Source organism: Streptomyces sp. NPDC059994 (genome assembly GCF_042737755.1).
Taxonomy (GTDB): domain Bacteria; phylum Actinomycetota; class Actinomycetes; order Streptomycetales; family Streptomycetaceae; genus Streptomyces.
In genome coordinates this window covers 63707-81572 of the sequence record NZ_JBHWUR010000009.1, presented here as the reverse complement: position 1 = coordinate 81572, position 17866 = coordinate 63707, and the positions used below count along the sequence as shown (strand labels likewise).

The 17866-nt window shown below is 74.1% G+C and carries 15 protein-coding genes; 4 read left to right on the top strand and 11 right to left on the bottom strand.

The genetic code is table 11. The features are described from left to right. Positions 1–31: 31 nt before the first annotated feature. Positions 32–856, top strand: a complete 825-nt coding sequence (locus ACFWA7_RS08050; protein WP_385821692.1) for a L,D-transpeptidase family protein — start codon at positions 32–34, stop codon at positions 854–856. A 15-nt stretch (positions 857–871) separates the two neighbouring features. Here the strand turns inward: ACFWA7_RS08050 and ACFWA7_RS08045 are convergent, their stop codons facing one another. From ACFWA7_RS08045 to ACFWA7_RS08020, 6 genes are all read right to left on the bottom strand, one after another. Beyond that, positions 872–1021 (bottom strand): hypothetical protein, encoded by a 150-nt coding sequence (locus ACFWA7_RS08045; protein ID WP_385543632.1) that lies wholly within the window; start codon positions 1019–1021, stop codon positions 872–874. Positions 1022–1152: 131 nt separating this feature from the next. Then, positions 1153–2760 (bottom strand): methionine--tRNA ligase, encoded by a 1608-nt coding sequence (gene metG / locus ACFWA7_RS08040; protein WP_385543635.1) that lies wholly within the window; start codon positions 2758–2760, stop codon positions 1153–1155. Positions 2761–3124: 364 nt separating this feature from the next. Next, positions 3125–4807, bottom strand: coding sequence for a VWA domain-containing protein (locus ACFWA7_RS08035; protein ID WP_385821640.1), 1683 nt, complete (start codon positions 4805–4807; stop codon positions 3125–3127). A 208-nt stretch (positions 4808–5015) separates the two neighbouring features. Continuing rightward, a complete protein-coding gene (locus ACFWA7_RS08030) occupies positions 5016–5975 on the bottom strand; it encodes a hypothetical protein (protein ID WP_385821638.1) in 960 nt (319 codons plus the stop codon). Positions 5976–6013: 38 nt separating this feature from the next. Further along, on the bottom strand, positions 6014–7495 hold the full coding sequence (locus tag ACFWA7_RS08025; protein ID WP_385821636.1) for an APC family permease: 1482 nt from the start codon (positions 7493–7495) through the stop codon (positions 6014–6016). A gap of 198 nt (positions 7496–7693) precedes the next feature. Beyond that, positions 7694–8665, bottom strand: coding sequence for a LysR family transcriptional regulator (locus ACFWA7_RS08020; RefSeq protein WP_385543647.1), 972 nt, complete (start codon positions 8663–8665; stop codon positions 7694–7696). Positions 8666–8838: 173 nt separating this feature from the next. Here ACFWA7_RS08020 and snpA point away from each other — a divergent pair, with 173 nt between their 5' ends. Then, entirely contained in the window at positions 8839–9525 is a 687-nt protein-coding gene (gene snpA, locus ACFWA7_RS08015; RefSeq protein ID WP_385543650.1) for a snapalysin, read from the top strand. A gap of 219 nt (positions 9526–9744) precedes the next feature. Continuing rightward, positions 9745–9966 carry a hypothetical protein gene (locus ACFWA7_RS08010; RefSeq protein ID WP_385543653.1) on the top strand — a complete coding sequence of 74 codons (222 nt, stop codon included), beginning with the start codon at positions 9745–9747 and terminating at the stop codon, positions 9964–9966. A gap of 962 nt (positions 9967–10928) precedes the next feature. Here the strand turns inward: ACFWA7_RS08010 and ACFWA7_RS08005 are convergent. The 4 genes from ACFWA7_RS08005 to ACFWA7_RS07990 form a co-directional block, all read right to left on the bottom strand. Then, positions 10929–12893 (bottom strand): FUSC family protein, encoded by a 1965-nt coding sequence (locus ACFWA7_RS08005; RefSeq protein WP_385821633.1) that lies wholly within the window; start codon positions 12891–12893, stop codon positions 10929–10931. A 396-nt stretch (positions 12894–13289) separates the two neighbouring features. Next, complete coding sequence (locus tag ACFWA7_RS08000) at positions 13290–14219, bottom strand: NADP-dependent oxidoreductase (protein ID WP_385550037.1); 930 nt, start codon at positions 14217–14219, stop codon at positions 13290–13292. A gap of 103 nt (positions 14220–14322) precedes the next feature. After that, positions 14323–15351 carry an endonuclease/exonuclease/phosphatase family protein gene (locus ACFWA7_RS07995; protein WP_385821631.1) on the bottom strand — a complete coding sequence of 343 codons (1029 nt, stop codon included), beginning with the start codon at positions 15349–15351 and terminating at the stop codon, positions 14323–14325. Positions 15352–15415: 64 nt separating this feature from the next. After that, the gene (locus tag ACFWA7_RS07990; protein WP_385550042.1) at positions 15416–16171 is read right to left on the bottom strand and encodes an alpha/beta fold hydrolase; all 756 of its coding nucleotides are present in this window, start codon (positions 16169–16171) and stop codon (positions 15416–15418) included. Positions 16172–16229: 58 nt separating this feature from the next. Here ACFWA7_RS07990 and ACFWA7_RS07985 point away from each other — a divergent pair, with 58 nt between their 5' ends. Further along, positions 16230–17591 (top strand): PLP-dependent aminotransferase family protein, encoded by a 1362-nt coding sequence (locus tag ACFWA7_RS07985; RefSeq protein ID WP_385821629.1) that lies wholly within the window; start codon positions 16230–16232, stop codon positions 17589–17591. Here the strand turns inward: ACFWA7_RS07985 and ACFWA7_RS07980 are convergent. Then, positions 17494–17799 carry a hypothetical protein gene (locus tag ACFWA7_RS07980; RefSeq protein ID WP_385550047.1) on the bottom strand — a complete coding sequence of 102 codons (306 nt, stop codon included), beginning with the start codon at positions 17797–17799 and terminating at the stop codon, positions 17494–17496. The two genes, ACFWA7_RS07985 and ACFWA7_RS07980, sit on opposite strands and share 98 nt — an antisense overlap. Positions 17800–17866: the final 67 nt, after the last annotated feature.

Sequence of the window (17866 nt, the reverse complement as noted above, 5' to 3'; positions counted from 1 at the left end):
CACGAAAGTCCCCGCGAAGAAAGGCCCCGCCATGTCCGTGCGTGCCACCCGGGGCGCCTGGGTCGCCCTCTCCCTGGCGACCCTGCTGCTGACCGGGTGCGGGAACGACGGCCAGGGCGTCCGGGACGAGGGTGACGGGCCCGGCACGCTCGCCGACGTGAGCAGCGACGTCAGCAGCGACGTCAGCAGCGACGTCGGCACCGACGTCGGCACCGACGCCGTGGGCGCGCACGCGGGGCGGGCCGCGCCCGAACCCGTACGCCCCCGCGAGATACCCGCGCTCGGCCCCGCCACCCGCGCCCGTATCCCCGCCGCCAGCACCCAGGCGCTCGTCGTCACCGGCGAGGGGCCCGACGCCAACCGGGCCACCGCCGTCCTCTACACCCGCGACCGGGTCAAGGGCTGGCTGCCCGCCGACGGCCCCTGGCCCGCACGCAACGCGGCGCGCGGCTGGACCGGCGAGCACCGGGCGGGCGATCTGCGCTCGCCCGTCGGGGTGTTCGGCCTCACCGACGCGGGCGGCCGCCTCGCCGACCCCGGCACCCGTCTCCCGTACGACCACGGGCCCGGGTTCACCGCGCGCGGCACCGGCGTCGAGGGCGAGCCGCTCGCCGGGTCCTTCGACTACGTGGTGGCGGTCAACTACAACCGCGCGCCCGGGACCACCCCGCTGGACTGGACCCGGCCGCTCGGCGCCGGGCGCGGCGGCGGGATCTGGCTGCACGTCGACCACGGCGGCCCGACGCAGGGCTGTGTGGCTCTTCCCCGGGACCGGATGCGGCAGTTGCTGCGCGCGCTCGACCCGGCGCGCACCCCGGTGGTCGTGATGGGGGACGCGGCGGCCCTGTCCCGCTGATCCTGTTGGCCCGCCTCAGTCCTCGTCCCGGGACGGTAAGTCCGGGGACGGCGGTCCCGTGGGGCGATTCGCGCTCTGGCGATTCGCCTCGCGGACCTTGCGGATGAGTTCCTCGCGGCGCTGGGCCTCTTCCTCGGCCCGCTGCTGGTCCGTACTCCTGGTCATGGCGCGCACCCCCTCATGCACGTACATATTCACGTGCAGCGTGCGCCCACAGGAGGCGCCCCGCAACCGCGGACCGCACGCGAAGGGCCCGGAACCTGGCCGGTTCCGGGCCCTTCACACGTACGTAACGCCTACGCCGGCTTCTCTTCCAGACGCGGGAACAGCACCGCGCCCTTCGTCACCGTCGCGCCGACCGGGAGCTGCCCCCAGCGGGCCGCGTCCTGGACCCGCTGGTCCGCCAGCGGCCCGAGGCCTGCGGCCTCGGCTCCGAGCGACTCCCACAGCTTCTGCGAGGTGTCCGGCATGACGGGGTTCAGCAGGACGGCGACGGCGCGCAGCGCCTCGGCGGCCGTGTAGAGGATGGTCGCGAGACGGGCGCGGCCCTCCTCCGACTCGTCCTTGGCCACCTTCCACGGCTCCTGCTCCGTGATGTAGCCGTTGACCTGCTTCACGAAGTCGAAGACCGCCAGGATGCCGCCCTGGAAGTCCAGCTCCTCGCCGATCTTCCGGTCCGCCTCGGTGACGGCCCTGGTCAGGCCGTCGGCGATGGCCTGCTCGGCCGGGCCGGAGGCCGTCGCCGCGGGCAGCGTGCCGCCGAAGTACTTGCCGACCATGGCCGCCAGGCGCGAGGCGAGGTTGCCGTAGTCGTTGGCGAGCTCCGAGGTGTACCGCGCGGTGAAGTCCTCCCAGGAGAACGAGCCGTCCTGGCCGAAGGCGATGGCGCGCAGGAAGTACCAGCGGTAGGCGTCGACGCCGAAGTGCGAGGTCAGGTCCTGCGGCTTGATGCCGGTCAGGTTGGACTTCGACATCTTCTCGCCGCCGACCATCAGCCAGCCGTTGGCCGCGATCCTGCCGGGCACCGGCAGGCCGTTGGCCAGCAGCATCGCGGGCCAGATGACCGCGTGGAAGCGGAGGATGTCCTTCCCGATCAGGTGGACATTGGCCGGGAACGTCTCGTCGAACTTCTCCGGGTTCGCCCCGTAACCGACCGCCGTGGCGTAGTTCAGGAGCGCGTCGATCCACACGTAGATGACGTGCTTGTCGTCCCACGGGACCGGTACGCCCCAGTCGAAGGTGGAACGGGAGATCGAGAGGTCCTCAAGGCCCTGCTTCACGAAGTTCACGACCTCGTTGCGGGCCGACTCGGGCTGGATGAAGCCGGGGTTGGCCTCGTAGAACTCGATCAGCTTCGGGCCGTACTCACTCAGCTTGAAGAAGTAGTTCTCCTCCTTGAGGATCTCCACCGGCTTCTTGTGGACGGGGCACAGCTTGGTGCCGTCCTCCGCCTCGATGAGGTCGCCGGGGAGCTTGTACTCCTCGCAGCCCACGCAGTACGGGCCCTCGTAGCCGCCCTTGTAGATCTCGCCCTTGTCGTACAGGTCCTGGACGAACTCCTGCACACGGTCGGTGTGCCGCTTCTCCGTCGTACGGATGAAGTCGTCGTTCGCGATCTCCAGGTGCTCCCAGAGGGGCTTCCAGGCCTCCTCCACGAGCTTGTCGCACCACTCCTGCGGGGTCACCCCGTTGGCGTCGGCAGTGCGCATGATCTTCTGACCGTGCTCGTCCGTGCCGGTGAGGTACCACACCTTCTCGCCGCGCTGACGGTGCCAGCGCGTGAGCACGTCGCCTGCGACGGTCGTGTAGGCGTGGCCCAGGTGAGGAGCGTCGTTGACGTAGTAAATGGGGGTCGAGACGTAAAACGCCTTCGCCCCCTGCTTCTCGGATCCAGTGGCCGCCATGGTCGAAATCCTAACGGCCGCGGGGAGATCCACTCACCCGCATAAACCCGCGGCGGCCGGTGGAGAGGTCCGCGAAACATCCGCTCCCGTACGAAGGACGCGTCCGGGGCCGCGACCGGATGGGCCCGGGGGCGGGCCCGGTCCTCTCGATCGTGCGCTCGGTGGCGACGGCCCATGGCGCAACGGCGACGGCCAGACCGCTCCCGGAGGGCGGCCTGGCCGTGGTGGTGCGTCTGCCGGAGCCTGTCGAGCGTCCTGCGCGGTGGAGGGAGGCTGCGGTACCGAGCCCCTTCAGGGGCGCGGGGAACCGCGCGACCAGCCCCCACCGGCCCGCAGACGGAGAACGGTCCTCCTCGCGGAGCGTCTAGCGGCGGGCGAACCCACCGATGAGCCCGGCCTGGAGCGCGGCGGCATCGAGCTCGCGCGGGGCCGGCCCGGCATGGAAGAACGCGGCGTTCGGCGCGTCCAGCTTGCGCAGGAAGTCGAAGGCCTTGCTGTCGTCCTCGCCGAACGCCACGAACTGCCAGAACAACTGCTTGCCGGACGCGTCCGCGAGCGCCTGGCGGGCGGCCACCTTGGCGTCCGGGGCGCCGTCGGTCTGGAAGACCACCAGCGCGGGGCCGTCGTACTGGCTCTTCTCGTAGTGCTCGACGACCGCCTCGACGGCGCAGTGGTAGCTGGTGCGGCCCATCCGGCCGAGCGCGGCGTGCGCGTCGTCGACGACGCCCTCGTACGAGCCGAGGGAGAGGTCGGCGGTGCCGTCGAGCTCGGTCGAGAAGAACACGGTGTGGACGGCGGCGTCCTCGTCGAGGTGCGCGGCGAGCGCGAGCGCCTGCTCGGCGAGCTGCTGGGCGCTGCCGTCCTTGTAGTACGGCCGCATCGACCCGGACCGGTCGAGCACGAGGTACACCTTGGCCCGCGCCCCGACGAGCCCGGCCTTGCGCAGCTGGGCCCCGGCGGCCTTGTAGTGCTCCACGAGGCCGGGGGCCCGGGACTTGATACGGGGGAGGGCGACGGCCGCGGACGCCTTGGCGGCGGGCTCCGCGGGCTCGGCCTCGGCGTCGATGGCTGCCGCCACGGGCTCTTCGGCCTGCGGCTCGGGCTCCGGGTCCGGGTCGGCCTCGGCCTGTACGGGCTCGGGCTCCGCCACGACGGCGACGGGCTCCGGGTCCGGCTCGGCCACGACAGCGACGGGCTCCGGCTCGGGCTCCACGGCCTGCGGCTCCGGCTCCGGCTCGGCCTCGGCTTGTACGGGCTCGGGCTCGGCCACCACGGCCACGGGCTCGGGCTCGGCCATGATCACCGGTTCGGGCTCGGGTTCGACAGCCTCCGCCACCGGTTGGGCCTCGGCCACCACGGCCACGGGCTCGGGCTCGACAGCCTCCGCCACCGGCTCGGGCTCGGGCTCGACAGCCTCCGCCACCGGCTCGGGCTCGGCCACAACGACCACCGGCTCCGGCTCGGCCACGACCACCGGCTCCGGCTCGGCCACGATCACCGGCTCGGGCTCGACAGCCTCCGCCACCGGTTCGGGCTCGGCCACCACGGGCTCGGGCTCCGCCTCCGCCACCACGGGCTCGGCCTCCACGGGCTCCGCCTCCGCCGGGGCGGGCTCGGCCTCCACGGGCTCCGCCTCCGCCACCGCCGGCTCGGCCTCCACGGGCTCCACCTCCGCCACCGCCGGCTCGGCCACCACGGGCTCCGGCTCCGCCGGGGCGGCGGGCTCCGTCAGTGGGGACTCGCCCCGCGGCTGCGGGACGTCGGAGCCGGCCGGGGGCGTGGCGGGGGCCGGGGCCTCAGTCAGGGAGGTGTCCTCCGTCGGGCGCGCCGGGGACGGGACCGCCGGACGGGACGAGGACGCGTCGAACGCCGCCGCGACCAGTTCCTCCGCGGGGGAGAGGTCGCGCCGGGCCGGGGCCGGCACCGTCGGGGTCGCGGGTGCGGACTCCTCGGCGGGGGCCGGCACGGTGGCCGCGGCCGGTGCCGATTCCTCCGCCGGAGCCGCCGTCAGGTCGGCGCTCTCCGCGTCGCGATCGCGTCCGAACACTTTGCGCAGCAAGCTCCGAATGCCCATGGGCGAGGCCTTTCGCATGAGTTGGGTGCGATATGCGTTGCATGGCTTTACGTATCCGATTGCCATCCAGTTACGTATCCATATGTATCCACGTCGCGTGAGCGGGACCACGAGCGTGGACACGTAAGGTTAGCGATCCGATCCGGTCAACCTCGGCAGGGGGCGGACGGCGCCGTACCGGTTAGGCCCCGGACGGCATCCGCCAGCGCGTGATCTGCTGCTCCGGATCGCCCGTGTACACCCACGGCACCCGCGCCGCCCGCTCCCCCAGCAGCCCCACCAGGGAACGCGCCTCCAGACTCAGCCCGGCACAACACGCGGCGTGCACCAGGTAGTTGAGCTCGGCCGCCTCCGCGACCGGCACCGGGCCGGGCGGGCGGCCGCCCAGCCAGCGGTCGTAGGTGCGGCGCAGGTCGGTCACCGCCAGCTCGCCGCTCCAGTGCTGCCCGAACCCCCGCACCGGCTGCCCCTTGGCGCCCTCGGCGGCGTACCGGTACTCCTCCACCCGGGCGATCTGCACGAGCACCGGCAGCGCGGAGCCCTCGGGCGCCGCGCCCGCCGCGTCCCGGGCGAAGTCGTACATCGTGCCGTGCGTCCCGTGCCAGCGGGCCGAGAAGTAGCGCAGCATCTGCACATGGCCCTCCACGTGGTACGGGTCGCGCCGGCGCAACTCGTCCCACCAGCCGCGCAGATCGCGCCGCCCCACCCCGCCCTCGTACAGCCGGGCCACCGTGAGCAGCGACGCCCACGGCATCGGGTCGCCGGGGTGCGCGTCCGCCGCGCCCAGGCAGGCCATCACCGCCACGTCGAGCCGGTCCCGGTCGGGCGCCGCGCCGCGCCCGGCCGCGATGGCGAGGTGGAAGACCCGGACCACTTCGGTGGCGGCCCGCAGTACGGCCGCGTCCGCGCTGTCGGGCTCGGCGGCGCGCCAGGCCTCCACGACGGTGGAGCCCGCGACGGCGGGCGCGAGCAGCCGGATCCGGTGGGTGCGCAGTGGCCAGTTCTCGCCGGTCGCCCGCAGCAGGTCCCGTACGCCCTGCCAGCGCCCGATCACGATGTCGTGCCGGGCGGTGGCGAGCGGGCGGTCGCCGAGGTCCGGGTCGAAGCGGACGGCCGGGGAGCGGCGGCGGGCAGCGGCCATCAACACCCCTCTCTGGTCGGTGGCTCGGGGCCAGGTGGTCAGAAGTCGGTGGGCAGGGCCGCGCCCGCGTACTCGGGGCGGCCCGCGCCGGAGGCCGCGTACACCTCGTCGACGGCGATGGCCCGGCCGGCGTCGAGGGCGGCGGGCCGGTAGTAGGCGCTGCCGCGCCGCCAGTACCAGAGCATCGGGGCGAGCCCGGCGGCAAGGCCGCCGAGGCCGATGGCGATCGCGGCGGCGCTGAGCTGGGCGAGGGAGGCGACGAAGACGCAGAACATGAAGACGGCGCCGAGCGCGGGCCACAGTCCGCCGAAGACGAAGGAGCCCACCGATCTGGTCAGCGTCCCCCGGTACGCGACGACCGCGGCCAGGCCCGCGAGGCCGTAGTAGAACGTGGTCTGGAGGCCGATCGCGGCGAGCGCGTCGGCCATGATGTCCTCGACCGAGCCCAGCGCGTTGGAGGCGACGAACAGGGCGAGGGCGACGGCGCCGACCACCACGACGGCGACCCAGGGCGTGTTCCAGCGGCGGTGCACGGTGCCGAGCGCGGCGGGCAGCGTACGGTCGCGGCCCATCGCGAAGAGCGAGCGGGTGACCTGGAGCAGCGTGGTCTCCAGGGTGGCGATCGTGGACAGGACCACGGCGAGCACCATGAGTTTGCCGCCGACGCCGGGCCAGATGGTCTCGCCGAGCACGGCGAGGACGTTGGACCCGTGCTGCTCGATCGCGCCCGGCGTCAGCGTCATGTTGACGGCGACGGTGAAGCCGACGAAGAGCAGGAAGACGACGGCGAGGCCGACGAGGGCGGCGAGTCCGGCGGTGCGGCGGCTGTCGCGGGTCTCCTCGCTGAGGTTGCTGGTGACGTCCCAGCCCCAGTAGTAGAACGCGGCGATCAGGGTGCCGGAGGCGAAGCCGCGCAGGCCGTCGAAGTGGCCGAACCCCAGCCAGGACCAGTCGAAGGGGGCGGCGCCGCCGTGGTGGAGGAGCGCGCCGACCGCGAAGACGACGAGGATCGCGAGCTCCACGCCGGAGACGATCACCTGGGCGCGGGCGGAGAGCCGGGCGCCGCCGAGCACCACGGCGAGCATCACCAGGAACCAGCCGGCGCCGGTGGCGGTGGCGAGCGCGGTGTGGCGGGCGAGCTCGGGGTCGAGGAGGGCGAGGGTCATCTGCCCGGCGGGCAGCGATCCGGCGACCATGAAGAGGGTGGCGGCCACGACCAGCGCCCAGCCGCTCATGAAGCCGAGGAAGGGGTGCAGGGTCCGGGCCACCCAGGAGTAGGCGGCGCCCGCGTTGACGTCGATGCGTCCCAGGCGCCCGAAGGCGAGGACGATGCCGAGCATGGGTATCGCGCAGTAGAGCAGCGCGGCGGGTCCGGCGAGGCCGACGGCCCCGGTCAGTACGGCGGTGGTGGCGGCCAGCGAGTACGCGGGCGCGCTGCCCGCGACGGCCATGACGACGGTGTCGAACGTGCCGAGGGCGTTGGAGCGTAGCCCTCTGCCCGTGCTGCGGCTGCTGCTCATGACCAGAACGTCCTTTGCTGCGTGACATATGGCGGTATGTCAGAACTCCGGCCGCCGGAACGGGTGTTGCCCACGCGCATCCGGAAGCCGCGTGCATCGTAGTGGGCTCCGGAGCGGGCAGGGGGTGCCGCGTCTCCCCCGCGTACGAGGACGGATCCAGCCATACGGAGCCGTCGCGTCCGCCATGCCGCGAGGCGCCTATCGCAGGCAGGGCCGGGGGGCCGGGGTCCGCAGCGGCCCGGCCAGCCACGCGCGGTAGGGGGCGGACATCCGGGCCGCCTCCCAGTACGCCCCGTCGAGCGCGGAGTGGACCGTCCCGTACAGCGCCTCCTCGTACGCCCCCGCCCGCGCGGCCAGCAGCAGCCGTACGGCCAGGGGGTCGCCGCGCAGCGGCCGGATCGCCATGTCCGGGCGCGGGCGGGAGGTCGGCTGGCAGGGGGTGACGACCTCGCCGGTGGCGACCAGGGAGGCGGCGGTGAGGTAATCGCCGTGCAGCACACGGGGGTTGAGCCCGGCGGCGGCGAACACGCGCCGCAGCCCGTCCCACTCGCCGTCCACGCTGGGATCGACCATCCACCGGTCGTCCGCCAGATCGCTGAGGTCCACCACCTCGCCGTCGGCCGCCGGGTGGTCGACGGCGAGCGAGATGAACTGGGGCTCGCGCTCGACGAGTACGCGCACGTCGAGGCCGTCCGGCACCCGCAGCGGGCAGCCCTCCACCTGGTGGACGAAGGCCACGTCGAGCTCGCCCGCCGCGACCAGGCCGAGCAGGGCGTTGGCGGAGACGGCGACGTGCAGCTGGGTCTCGGCGTTGGGCAGGCGTTCGCGCAGCCGTCTCAGCCAGCCGGGGATGGCACGGCTGGCGGTCGAGCCGATGCGCAGCCGGGGCCGCCCGTCCACCCCGTCGACGGCCGCCCGCACCTCGGTGACCAGCGCGTCCATCCCGGCGAGCAGGGGGCGGGCGCGGCTGAGGACGGTCTGGCCGAGGGGGGTCGGCCGGCAGCCGGTGCGCTCCCGGGAGAAGAGCAGGCCGCCCAGTGAGTGCTCGATGCGCCGGAGCTGGGTGGTCAGGGCCGGCTGGCTGGTTCCGAGCTGCCGCGCGGCCCTGTGCAGACTGCCGGTGTCGGCGATCGCGCAGAGGGCGCGGAGGTGCCTCACGTCGAGCTCCATGGCCCGAGGGTAAAGGGGTTGTCATGTCCCGCACTAGACGGCCGATTCCCCGCCGATAACGCCGAGTTATCGCCGATTGCCATCATCCCCGCGCGCACCCGGCTCCCCGACACTCGCCCTGGTCCCGGCAACCCACCGGGGCCACCCCCACGAGAACGACCAGGAGCCCCCCCATGAGACACCAGAGGACTGTCGTCCTGTCCACCGCACTGGGTCTGGCGCTCGCCGGCCTCGGCGCGATCCCCGCCACGGCCGCCGCCCCTTCCCCGTCCACCGCCGCCACCTCCGCGTACGCGCAGGGCTCGACGTACGCGGGTTCCGCCAAGGAGGCGGCCAACAACAAGGCGTTCTACGACGCCGTGATGAAGTCGGTGGCCAAGAAGCGGGCCGCCAACCCGCTGGCGGCCTCCGTCACCGTCTACTACAGCACCCGCAACGCGCCGAGCTTCCGCTCCCAGATATCGCAGTCCGCGCAGATCTGGAACTCCTCGGTGCAGAACGTACGCCTCACCGAGTCCTCCTCCGGCGCCGACTTCTCGTACTACGAGGGCAACGACCCGAACGGCTCGTACGCGTCCACGGACGGGCACGGCGGCGGGTACATCTTCCTCGACTACCAGCAGAACCAGCAGTACTACTCGGTCCGCGTGGTCGCCCACGAGACCGGCCACGTCCTCGGTCTGCCGGACCACTACTCGGGCCCGTGCAGCGAGCTGATGTCCGGCGGCGGGCCGGGCACGTCGTGCAGGAACGCGTACCCGAACAGCACGGAGCGGTCGCGGGTGAACAGCCTGTGGCGGAACGGCCTGGCGTCGGCGTTCAAGCCGGCGGCGGTGCCGAAGGCGGTGCCTGCGGCGTAAGGGGTACGGGGGCGGGCTCGTCCTGAGCCGCGCCGATACCGAGGACCTCCGACTCGGCATGCGGCCGGGCGGCCCGGTGGGGCACCTGGGTGTCTACGGGCCGTTCCGGTGGCGTGCGGGGTGGCCGGGCCCGTTCTGAGCCGCCCTTTCCGACTCGGCATGCGGCCGGGCGGGCCGGTGGGGCACCTGGGTGTCGTACCCCTCTGGCAGCATGAACGTATGCCGAGTGTCTCTCCCCGCCGTCCGTGTCCGTCGTGCGGCCGTGCCGTGGCCGTGGTGGCGGGCAAGTACGCGCGCCACGATCCGCGCACGCGCACGGGGGGCGGCGGGGAGCTGACGCTCTGCCCCGGCTCGAAGCGCCGGGCACCGGCGTCCGCGGGCCAGCGGACGCTGGACGGTTACGAAGTGGCGTTGTTCCCGGGCCAGCTGCCCCTGTTCTGACCCGGCCCTCGCCCACCCGCCCGCCCGCCCGTCCGGCGGGGTTGGCACGGCCCGGTCCTCCGCCGGGTGGCCGCCCGCGGCCGGCTCACACCCCACGCCCCTCGGGTTGCCGTCCGCAGGCCGTGGAGGGCTGGTCGCGCGTCTGCCTGCGGCCCTTTCCGGATTGTCTGCGGGTTGTGGTGGGTTGCTCGCGCCGTTCCCCGCGCCCCTGAGGGGTTGGCTGTCTGCGGGTTGTGGTGGGTTGCTCGCGCCGTTCCCCGTGCCCCTGAGGGGTTGGTGGTCTGCGGGTTGTGGTGGGTTGCTCGCGCCGTTCCCCGTGCCCCTGAGGGGTTGGTGGTCTGCGGGTTGTGGTGGGTTGCTCGCGCAGTTCCCCGCGCCCCTGAGGGGTTGGCTGTCTGCGGGTTGTGGTGGGTTGCTCGCGCAGTTCCCCGCGCCCCTGAGGGGTTGGTGGTCTGCGGGTTGTGGTGGGTTGCTCGCGCAGTTCCCCGCGCCCCTGAGGGGTTGGCTGTCTGCGGGTTGTGGTGGGCTGATCGCGCCGTTCCCCGCGCCCCTGAGGGGTTGGTGGTCTGCGGGTTGTGGTGGGCTGATCGCGCCGTTCCCCGCGCCCCTTGGATGCCGCTGCGCGGCATCCTTGGGGGCGGCCCGAAGGGGCGCGTCTTTAGGGGCGCGGGGAACTGCGCGACCAGCCCACACCGGCCCGCAGCCGAGGAGCGACGCACTCCGCGAAGCGGGCCGCCGCGCGCAGGGGCGGACGCCGACGGTATCGGACCCCCACGAGAGGCCCGGGCGATCCAACCCCGCCGAACGGGCGGGCGGGGTGGGGCAGCCCCCGGCCCGCCGGAGGCGGGCGCACCACGTACGCGCGGGCGGACGCCGGCGGTGGGCGACCACCCACGAGAGGCCCGGGCGACCCAACCCCGCCGAACGGGCGGGCGGGTGGGTGGGCGTGCGGCGCAATACAGCTAGCGCGGGGACGCGATCGCCCGCGCCGCTCGGACCTCCTGGCGGAGGGGGGCGAGGACGCTCTCCTCCGACCCCGTCAGGGACGCCCGTACCTCCACCAGGGTGGATGAGGCCCGGAGCCCGTCCGCCAGAGCGCGCAGCTCACGGGACACCTCCGCCACTTCCGACGCGCCCGGCGCAGCCGCCCCGTGGTTCACCCGCACCCGCGCCGCCGTCGTCGCGTCCACGATCCGTTCCACCGCCACCACCAGCGGCCACCACGCCGCCGCCCGCGCCCCGGTCGGCGGCGGCTCGGTCAGGGCCCGCTGGAACTCGGAGCGGACCACCGACAGGTCCCGGTAGAGCCGGCGCCGCCGCCGCACCCGCTCCACCTGGTCCCGGCCGGCGAACGCGCATTCCACGTACCCCGCCGCCTCCCCCACCGCGTCCGCCAGCCGGTCCCCGATCCGGGTGTGCCAGCTCTCCGGCCACAGCAGGTACCCGGCCACCAGCGAGATCCCGCAGCCGATCAGGCTGTCCCACAGGCGCGGCAGGACCAGCGCGAAGCCCTGGTGGTTCAGGACGTCGGAGAGGAGCAGGATCACGGGGGTGATCGCCGCCGTCTGGAAGGCGTACCCCTTCGCCGAGAACGCCGGGATCAGGGCCGCGAGGACCACCATCACCGGCACGTCCCACCAGCCCCGTGGCACCTCCGCGAGTACCGCCGCCGCCGTGACCAGCCCCACCGCCGTGCCGAGGGCCCGCAGCACCGCCCGGGAGAACACCGACCCGAAGTCCGGCTTCAGGACGAACGTGACGGTCAGCGCCACCCAGTACGAGCGTGGCACCGCCACCAGCGACACCAGCGCCTGGGCGAGCCCGATGCAGAGCGCGAGCCGCAGCCCGTACCGCCAGGACGCCTGCGAGAACAGCACGTTGCGCGCGCCCCGCCGCAGCCGGATGCGCAGCGCCGCCGGGCGCCCGAGCCGGTCGTCGACGTTGTACGGGTCGGGGTCCGGCTTGTGCACCACCACCGCCGCGTGCCGCAGCGCCGCGTCCACCGCCCGCTCCGACGGCTTGGCGGGCTCGGGGAGCGTCAGGTCCGGCACCGGCCCCGTCCGGGCCTCTTCCACCGCTTCCGCCAACTCCCGTACAGCGGCAGGGATGTCACGAGGCAGCGGCCGCCCCCGCAGATGCGCGGCCGGGGCCGCCTCCACCAGCGGGATCACCACGTTCAGCTGGGCGAGCAGCCGTACCAGCGGGCTGCGCCGTCCGTGGTCGCGGGTGCGGCGCGCGAGCACCAGGTCGTACGCCGTGTTGAGCGACTGCGTGACCGCCTGCCGCCTGGCGTCGTACGCCGGTGTGCCCGCCGCTTCGAGCAGATCGGCCACCGACCGGTAGGTCGCGGCGACGGCGGCCCGCTCCGGTACCCGGTTGCGCAGCGGCCAGCCGAGCAGGGTGAGCAGGAGGACGAAGAGGCCGCCGAGGGTGAGCAGCAGCGGCGCCTTCCACCACGGCGAGGGCATCGGAAGCCCGGCCCCGACCACCGCGTTCAGCAGGAGCAGCAGCCCGGACACGGAGGCCACCGCGCCGATGGACGAGATCATTCCGGAGACGAGCGCGACCAGGGTGAGCACGGCGACGGCGAGCCAGCCGTCCCCGTACACCAGGGTGCCGAGCGTGACGCCGATCGCGCCGAAGAGCTGCGGCACGGCGATGTTGAAGACCCGCATCCGGTACGCGTCGGCGGTGTCGCCGATGACCCCCGACAGGGCGCCCATCGACACCAGCGCGCCGTACGCCGGCTGGTCGGTGGCGAAGCCCACGGCGAGCGGGGCCGCGAGGCCGATCCCGGCCCGGGCGACGGCGGGCCACACGATCGGCGTGCTCTGCGGGCGCAACCCGCTGACCAGCCACTGCGGCGGCGTCAGCCGCACCCGCCCCCGGTCGCCCGGGTCCTTGTCCACGTCGAGCTGTCCACCCATGGCATCAGTATGCGATCACGGTGATTCAGGCCTTTTGGGCGGGTCTTCGGCACAATGATCTTTGCCCGGGGTTTGTCTGCGGGCCGGTGGGGGCTGGTCGCGCAGTTCCCCGCGCCCCTGGAGGGCTGTGGCTGAGCTGGATTCTCCGGCTGCGGCGGACTGCCCAAGGGGCGCGGGGAACTGCGCGAGCAACCCAGCACGGTCCGCAGACGAGCGGTGGTTTTCAGGGGCGTGGGGCTGTGGCATTTGCGGCTCCGCCGCGATGGGGGTCCCCCCCTGTTCGAGCGAAGCCGAGAACTTGGGGGAGCGACCAGCCCCCACCGGGCCGCAGATGAGTGTTCGACCGTCGGAATGTTTATCCACACCCTGTGGATAAACATTCCCGCCGAGCCACCCCTACGGCACGAACAGCGTCTTCCCCCGCGCCCCGCCCGCCCGGTTCCGCTCCAGCGCCTCCGGCACCTTCTCCAACGGGTACTCCCCGTCCACCGGCACGTGCACCTCGCCCGCCAGCGCCACCGCGGCCAGCGCGTCGAGCAGCGCTCCCGACGCCGTGAGCCGGAAGTTCACGCCCTTCCCGGGCGGGGCCGCGCCCCGGGTGCTCAGCGCGGCACCGCCCGGCCGCATCAGCGACGCGTACGCGTCGAAGGCCTCCGCGTCGGCCGACACCAGGTCGACCACCGCGTCCACCCCGCCCGGCGCGGCCCGCGCGCACGCCTCGGGCACCGACTGCTCGGTGGAGTCGATCGCGACCGCCGCGCCCAGCGCCCGCATCCGCTCCCGCTCGTCGCCCCGCACCACCGCCACGACCCGGACGTCCCGTGCCGCCGCCAGCTGGGTCAGCGCGCTGCCGACCCCGCCCGCCGCGCCCACGAGGAGCATGGAGTCGCCCGGTTCGAGCGCCACGCCGGTGCGCAGGATCTGGAGCGCGGTCATCCCGGCCGTGGGCAGGGCCGCGGCCGCCCGCAGCGCGAGGCCTTCCGGCACCCCGGCGATCGTCGAGTCGTGCGGCATCGTCACGTACTCCGCGTACGTTCCGGTCCCCACCGGTGGCCGCGCCGCCTGCCCGTACACCGCGTCGCCCACCACGAACCGGTTCTCGCCCGGGCCGACCACGTCCACGCGGCCCGCGAAGTCGAGGCCCAGGACCAGCGGGAAGACATGCGGGAGGCGGCCGTCGAGGAGACCGTCGGCGACCTGCCAGTCGAACGGGTTGAGGGCGGCGTAGTCGATCTTCACCAGGACCTCGCCGGGGCCGGGCACCGGCTTGGGGACATGGATGACCCCCGGCGTGGCCCTGAAGGCCTGGACCGCGACAGCGCGCATACGCGTACGCCTCCTGCTCGGCCCCCCTGCAACCAGGCCTACGGACGGTCCGATCCTCACCCAGGACCGCGCCGCCCGCACCCCGGGGAACCGCCATCCGGCCCTAGCCCTCGAACAGTTCGAGGTCGACGACGAGCGCCCGGTGGTCGGTCCCGCGCAGGGTCAGGAACCGCGCCGACCTGACCGTGAAGTCGTCGCCGCTGACCAGCACATGGTCGATCTGGGTCCGGAACGGCGTGGCGCGGTCGGCGGGCCAGGAGTACGCGCGGGACCTGCCCGCCAGCCGGGCGCTGTCGTGCAGGGCGCCCGCCTTCAGGACCGACCGGAAGGCGGCATGGTCCTGGGTGGCGTTGAAGTCCCCGGCGACGATCACCGGCTCCCCCTTCACCGACGCCGCGAAGTCCCGCACCCGCCCCAGCTCCCGGCGCCACGTGCCCTCCCGGCCCGGCAGCGGCGGCTCCGGATGCGCGAGCTGGAGCCGTACGTTCCGGCCCGCGACCAGCGCCACCGCGCCCGGCATGGCCATCTCGGAGGGGATCGTGGGGGCGGCCGTGAGCGGGTACCTGCTGAGGACCGCGGACCCGGCCGAGCCGTCCTCGCGTACGACGTTCCGATACGGGTAGTCCGCCTTCGCCACCCGCTGCTCCAGCGCGTCCGCGCAGACGAAGGCGCACTCCTCGACGAAGACGAAGTCCGGCTTCTCGCGCCGCACCGCCGCGATCAAGTCGTCCGTCGCCCAGCCGAATTCGGTGTTGGAGGTGAGCACGCGCAGCTCACCGAGGGGGCGGCCGTGCGGCCGGGTGATCTCGGCGCCGTACGGCTGGGTGTACCAGCCGGTCACCGCCAGCACGACGAGCGCCCACGCCATCCCGGTCCGCCACCGCCCGAACGCGGCCAGTACGAGCCCGGCGCCGCCCGGCACCAGCAGCCACGGCAGGAAGGCGAGCAGCTGCGGCACGGGCGTGACCCCGTCCGAGGCCGCGGCCCGGCACCCGACGACCGCGCTGACCCCGGCGAGCACCAGCCCGCCCAGGACCGCACTCGCCCGGCGCCACGGGTGCCCCCGCTCCCCGGGCGGCCCCGCCGCCGCGTCCGTGGCGGGCCAGGGCGGTGCGGTGCCAAGGGCGTCCAAGGGACCCTCCCGGTCGACGGTTCGACAGGCCTTTGCGCCCTCAAGTATCCGCCGGTGTGCGCCGTCAGCCCGTCAGATGGGCGCGCAGGGCCGCGTTGAACTCGGCGGGCCGCTCCAGATTGGGCAGATGGGCCGCCGACTCCACGACGACGAGGGTGGATCCGGGGACCGCCGCGTGCATCGCCTCGGCGTCCTCGACCGGCGTGTACGTGTCGTCGCGCCCCACGACGATCAGGGTGGGGACGGTGACGGTGGTGAGCAGCTCGCGGTAGTCGGGCCGCTCGGCGCGCCCGCGCAGCGCGGCGGCGGCGCCCTCGGGATCGGTGGCGGTCATCATCCGGTGGACGTGCGCCTTCACTTCGGCGTCCGCGTAGGGCGCCACCATCTTCTCCAGGACCTCGTCCGCGTACGGCTTCATGCCCTCGCCTGCGAGCCGGTCGGCCATCTCGCGGCGGGCGATGCGCCCGGCCGGGGTCTCGGCGGCGGGAAAGGTGTCGGCGAGGACGAGCGAGGTGATCCGCTCCGGGAAGAGCCGGTAGCACTCCATGACGATCTGGCCGCCCATGGAGAGCCCGCCGAGCGCGAAGCGCGCGATGCCGAGCCGGTCGGCGAGCGCGCGGACGTCCTCGGCGAAGTCCGACAGGAGGGTGGTGCCGGGGGCGCCGGGCGCGCTGCCGTAGCCGCGCAGATCGGGGGCGACGACGCGGTGCGTACGCGCGAACTCCTCGATCTGGGGGTCCCACATCGTGCGGTCGAAGGGATGGCCGTGGACCAGGAGCAGGGCGTCGCCCATGCCCCGGTCGGTGTAGGTGGTGGGCATGTCAGGAGGCTAGGCGTGCTCAACTGCTCGGTGCAATAAGATCTTTGCTCTCGGTGCAATGTGGGAGGGGCTGGCAGAGGTGGACTACCGGCGGCTGGCGGACGGCGTGGCGAAGGCGATAGCCGAGGGGAGGCTGCGCCCGGGCGACCGGCTGCCGCCCCAGCGGACGTTCGCGCGCCGCCACCGGGTGGCGGTCTCCACGGCGATACGGGCGTACGGGGAGCTGGTGCGCCGGGGCCTGGTGGTGGGGGAGGTCGGGCGCGGCACGTTCGTACGGGCGGCGCCGCCGCACCCCGGGTCGGTGCTCGCGGAGGACAGCGGCCGCGCCCCGGTGAACCTGGAGCTCAACTACCCCGTGGCGGACGGCCAGTCGGAGCTGATGGCGCGCGGACTCGCGGGCCTGGCCCGCCCGGACGTACTCCTGGAGGCCACCCGCCCGGCGGCGGCGGACGGCACACCCGGGGCGCGGGAGGCGGCGGCCCGGGTGCTCGCCCGCCCCGGCTGGCATCCGGACCCGGACCGGCTGCTGTTCGCGGGCAACGGCCGCCAGGCGATCGCGGCGGCGCTGTCGGCGCTGGTGCGGCCCGGGGGTCGGGTGGGGGTGGAGGAGCTGACGTATCCGCTGGTCAAGGCGGTGGCGGAGCGGCTGGGGATCACCTTGGTACCGATCGGGACGGACGGGTCGGGGCTGCTGCCGTCGGCGCTTGAGGCGGCGCACCGGCGTACGCCGCTGAGCGCGGTGTACGTACAGCCGACGCTGCACAACCCCCTGTCGCTGACGATGCCGGGGGCGCGCCGCGAGGAACTGGCGCGGGTTCTGCGGGAGTTGGCACTGGTGGCGGTGGAGGACACGACGTGGGCGTTCCTGGCCGCCGCGGATACGCCCCCGCCGCTGGCGGCGTACGCGCCGGAGCGGACTCTTCTGGTCGACAGCCTGTCGAAGCGGCTGGCGCCCGGGCTGACGGTGGGGTTCCTGAGCGTCCCCGAGGCGTACGGGGAGGAGGTCGCGCGGGCGCTGCGGTCCGGGGCGTGGACGGCGGGCCGGTTCAACCTGGAGGCGGCCGTGCGGTGGGTGGAGGACGGGACGGTCGAGGCGGTGACGGCGGCGAAGCGGGCGGAGGCGGGGGCGCGGCACGCGCTGGTGGCGGGACAACTGGGGGACCAAGCGATTCGCACCGACCCGTGCTCCTACTACTGCTGGTGGGAGCTGCCGGCGCCGTGGCGGGCGGAGACGTTCGCGGCGGCGGCCGCGGAGGAGCTGGGGATCGCGGTCACGCCCGGTTCGGCGTTCGCGGTGGGCGCGGCTTCGGCGCCGGACGCGGTCAGGGTGGGTCTGGCGTCGCCGCCACGGCCGGTGCTTGACGCGGCGCTTCGTCGGCTGGCGGAGCTCGCCGTACGCGGCCGCTCAGCCAGGCCGTGAGGGCCAGGGCGAGACCGACGGCGACGGCGCCCCAGGCGGCGCCGCGCAGGATCGCGGTGAGCGTGTCATAGACGCCCGCGGCGGTGCCGGGGTCGGCGTGGGCCGGGAGGTCGGCGAGGGTGAGGACACGGCCCAGGGCGACCAGGGCGCGCAGCCCGAGCCCGCCCGCGGCGATGCCGAGGCCGACTGCGGTGACGGAGGAGCGCACGGGTCCAGCCAACCCCGGGTTGCCGGGCGGCGCGCGCGGGTGTGGGCTGTATGGGGGAAGTGGAAGG

Bases quoted from the DNA above. Each gene is read 5' to 3' on its own strand.
- metG (WP_385543635.1), bottom strand. From the start codon at position 2,760: ATGGCGGCCACTGGATCCGAGAAGCAGGGGGCGAAGGCGTTTTACGTC.
- ACFWA7_RS08000 (WP_385550037.1), bottom strand. From the start codon at position 14,219: ATGCGCGCTGTCGCGGTCCAGGCCTTCAGGGCCACGCCGGGGGTCATC.
- ACFWA7_RS08050 (WP_385821692.1), top strand. From the start codon at position 32: ATGTCCGTGCGTGCCACCCGGGGCGCCTGGGTCGCCCTCTCCCTGGCG.
- ACFWA7_RS07985 (WP_385821629.1), top strand. From the start codon at position 16,230: ATGTGGGAGGGGCTGGCAGAGGTGGACTACCGGCGGCTGGCGGACGGC.
- ACFWA7_RS08030 (WP_385821638.1), bottom strand. From the start codon at position 5,975: ATGGCCGCTGCCCGCCGCCGCTCCCCGGCCGTCCGCTTCGACCCGGAC.
- ACFWA7_RS08010 (WP_385543653.1), top strand. From the start codon at position 9,745: ATGCCGAGTGTCTCTCCCCGCCGTCCGTGTCCGTCGTGCGGCCGTGCC.
- ACFWA7_RS08005 (WP_385821633.1), bottom strand. From the start codon at position 12,893: ATGGGTGGACAGCTCGACGTGGACAAGGACCCGGGCGACCGGGGGCGG.
- ACFWA7_RS08020 (WP_385543647.1), bottom strand. From the start codon at position 8,665: ATGGAGCTCGACGTGAGGCACCTCCGCGCCCTCTGCGCGATCGCCGAC.
- ACFWA7_RS08025 (WP_385821636.1), bottom strand. From the start codon at position 7,495: ATGAGCAGCAGCCGCAGCACGGGCAGAGGGCTACGCTCCAACGCCCTC.
- snpA (WP_385543650.1), top strand. From the start codon at position 8,839: ATGAGACACCAGAGGACTGTCGTCCTGTCCACCGCACTGGGTCTGGCG.
- ACFWA7_RS07990 (WP_385550042.1), bottom strand. From the start codon at position 16,171: ATGCCCACCACCTACACCGACCGGGGCATGGGCGACGCCCTGCTCCTG.
- ACFWA7_RS08045 (WP_385543632.1), bottom strand. From the start codon at position 1,021: ATGACCAGGAGTACGGACCAGCAGCGGGCCGAGGAAGAGGCCCAGCGC.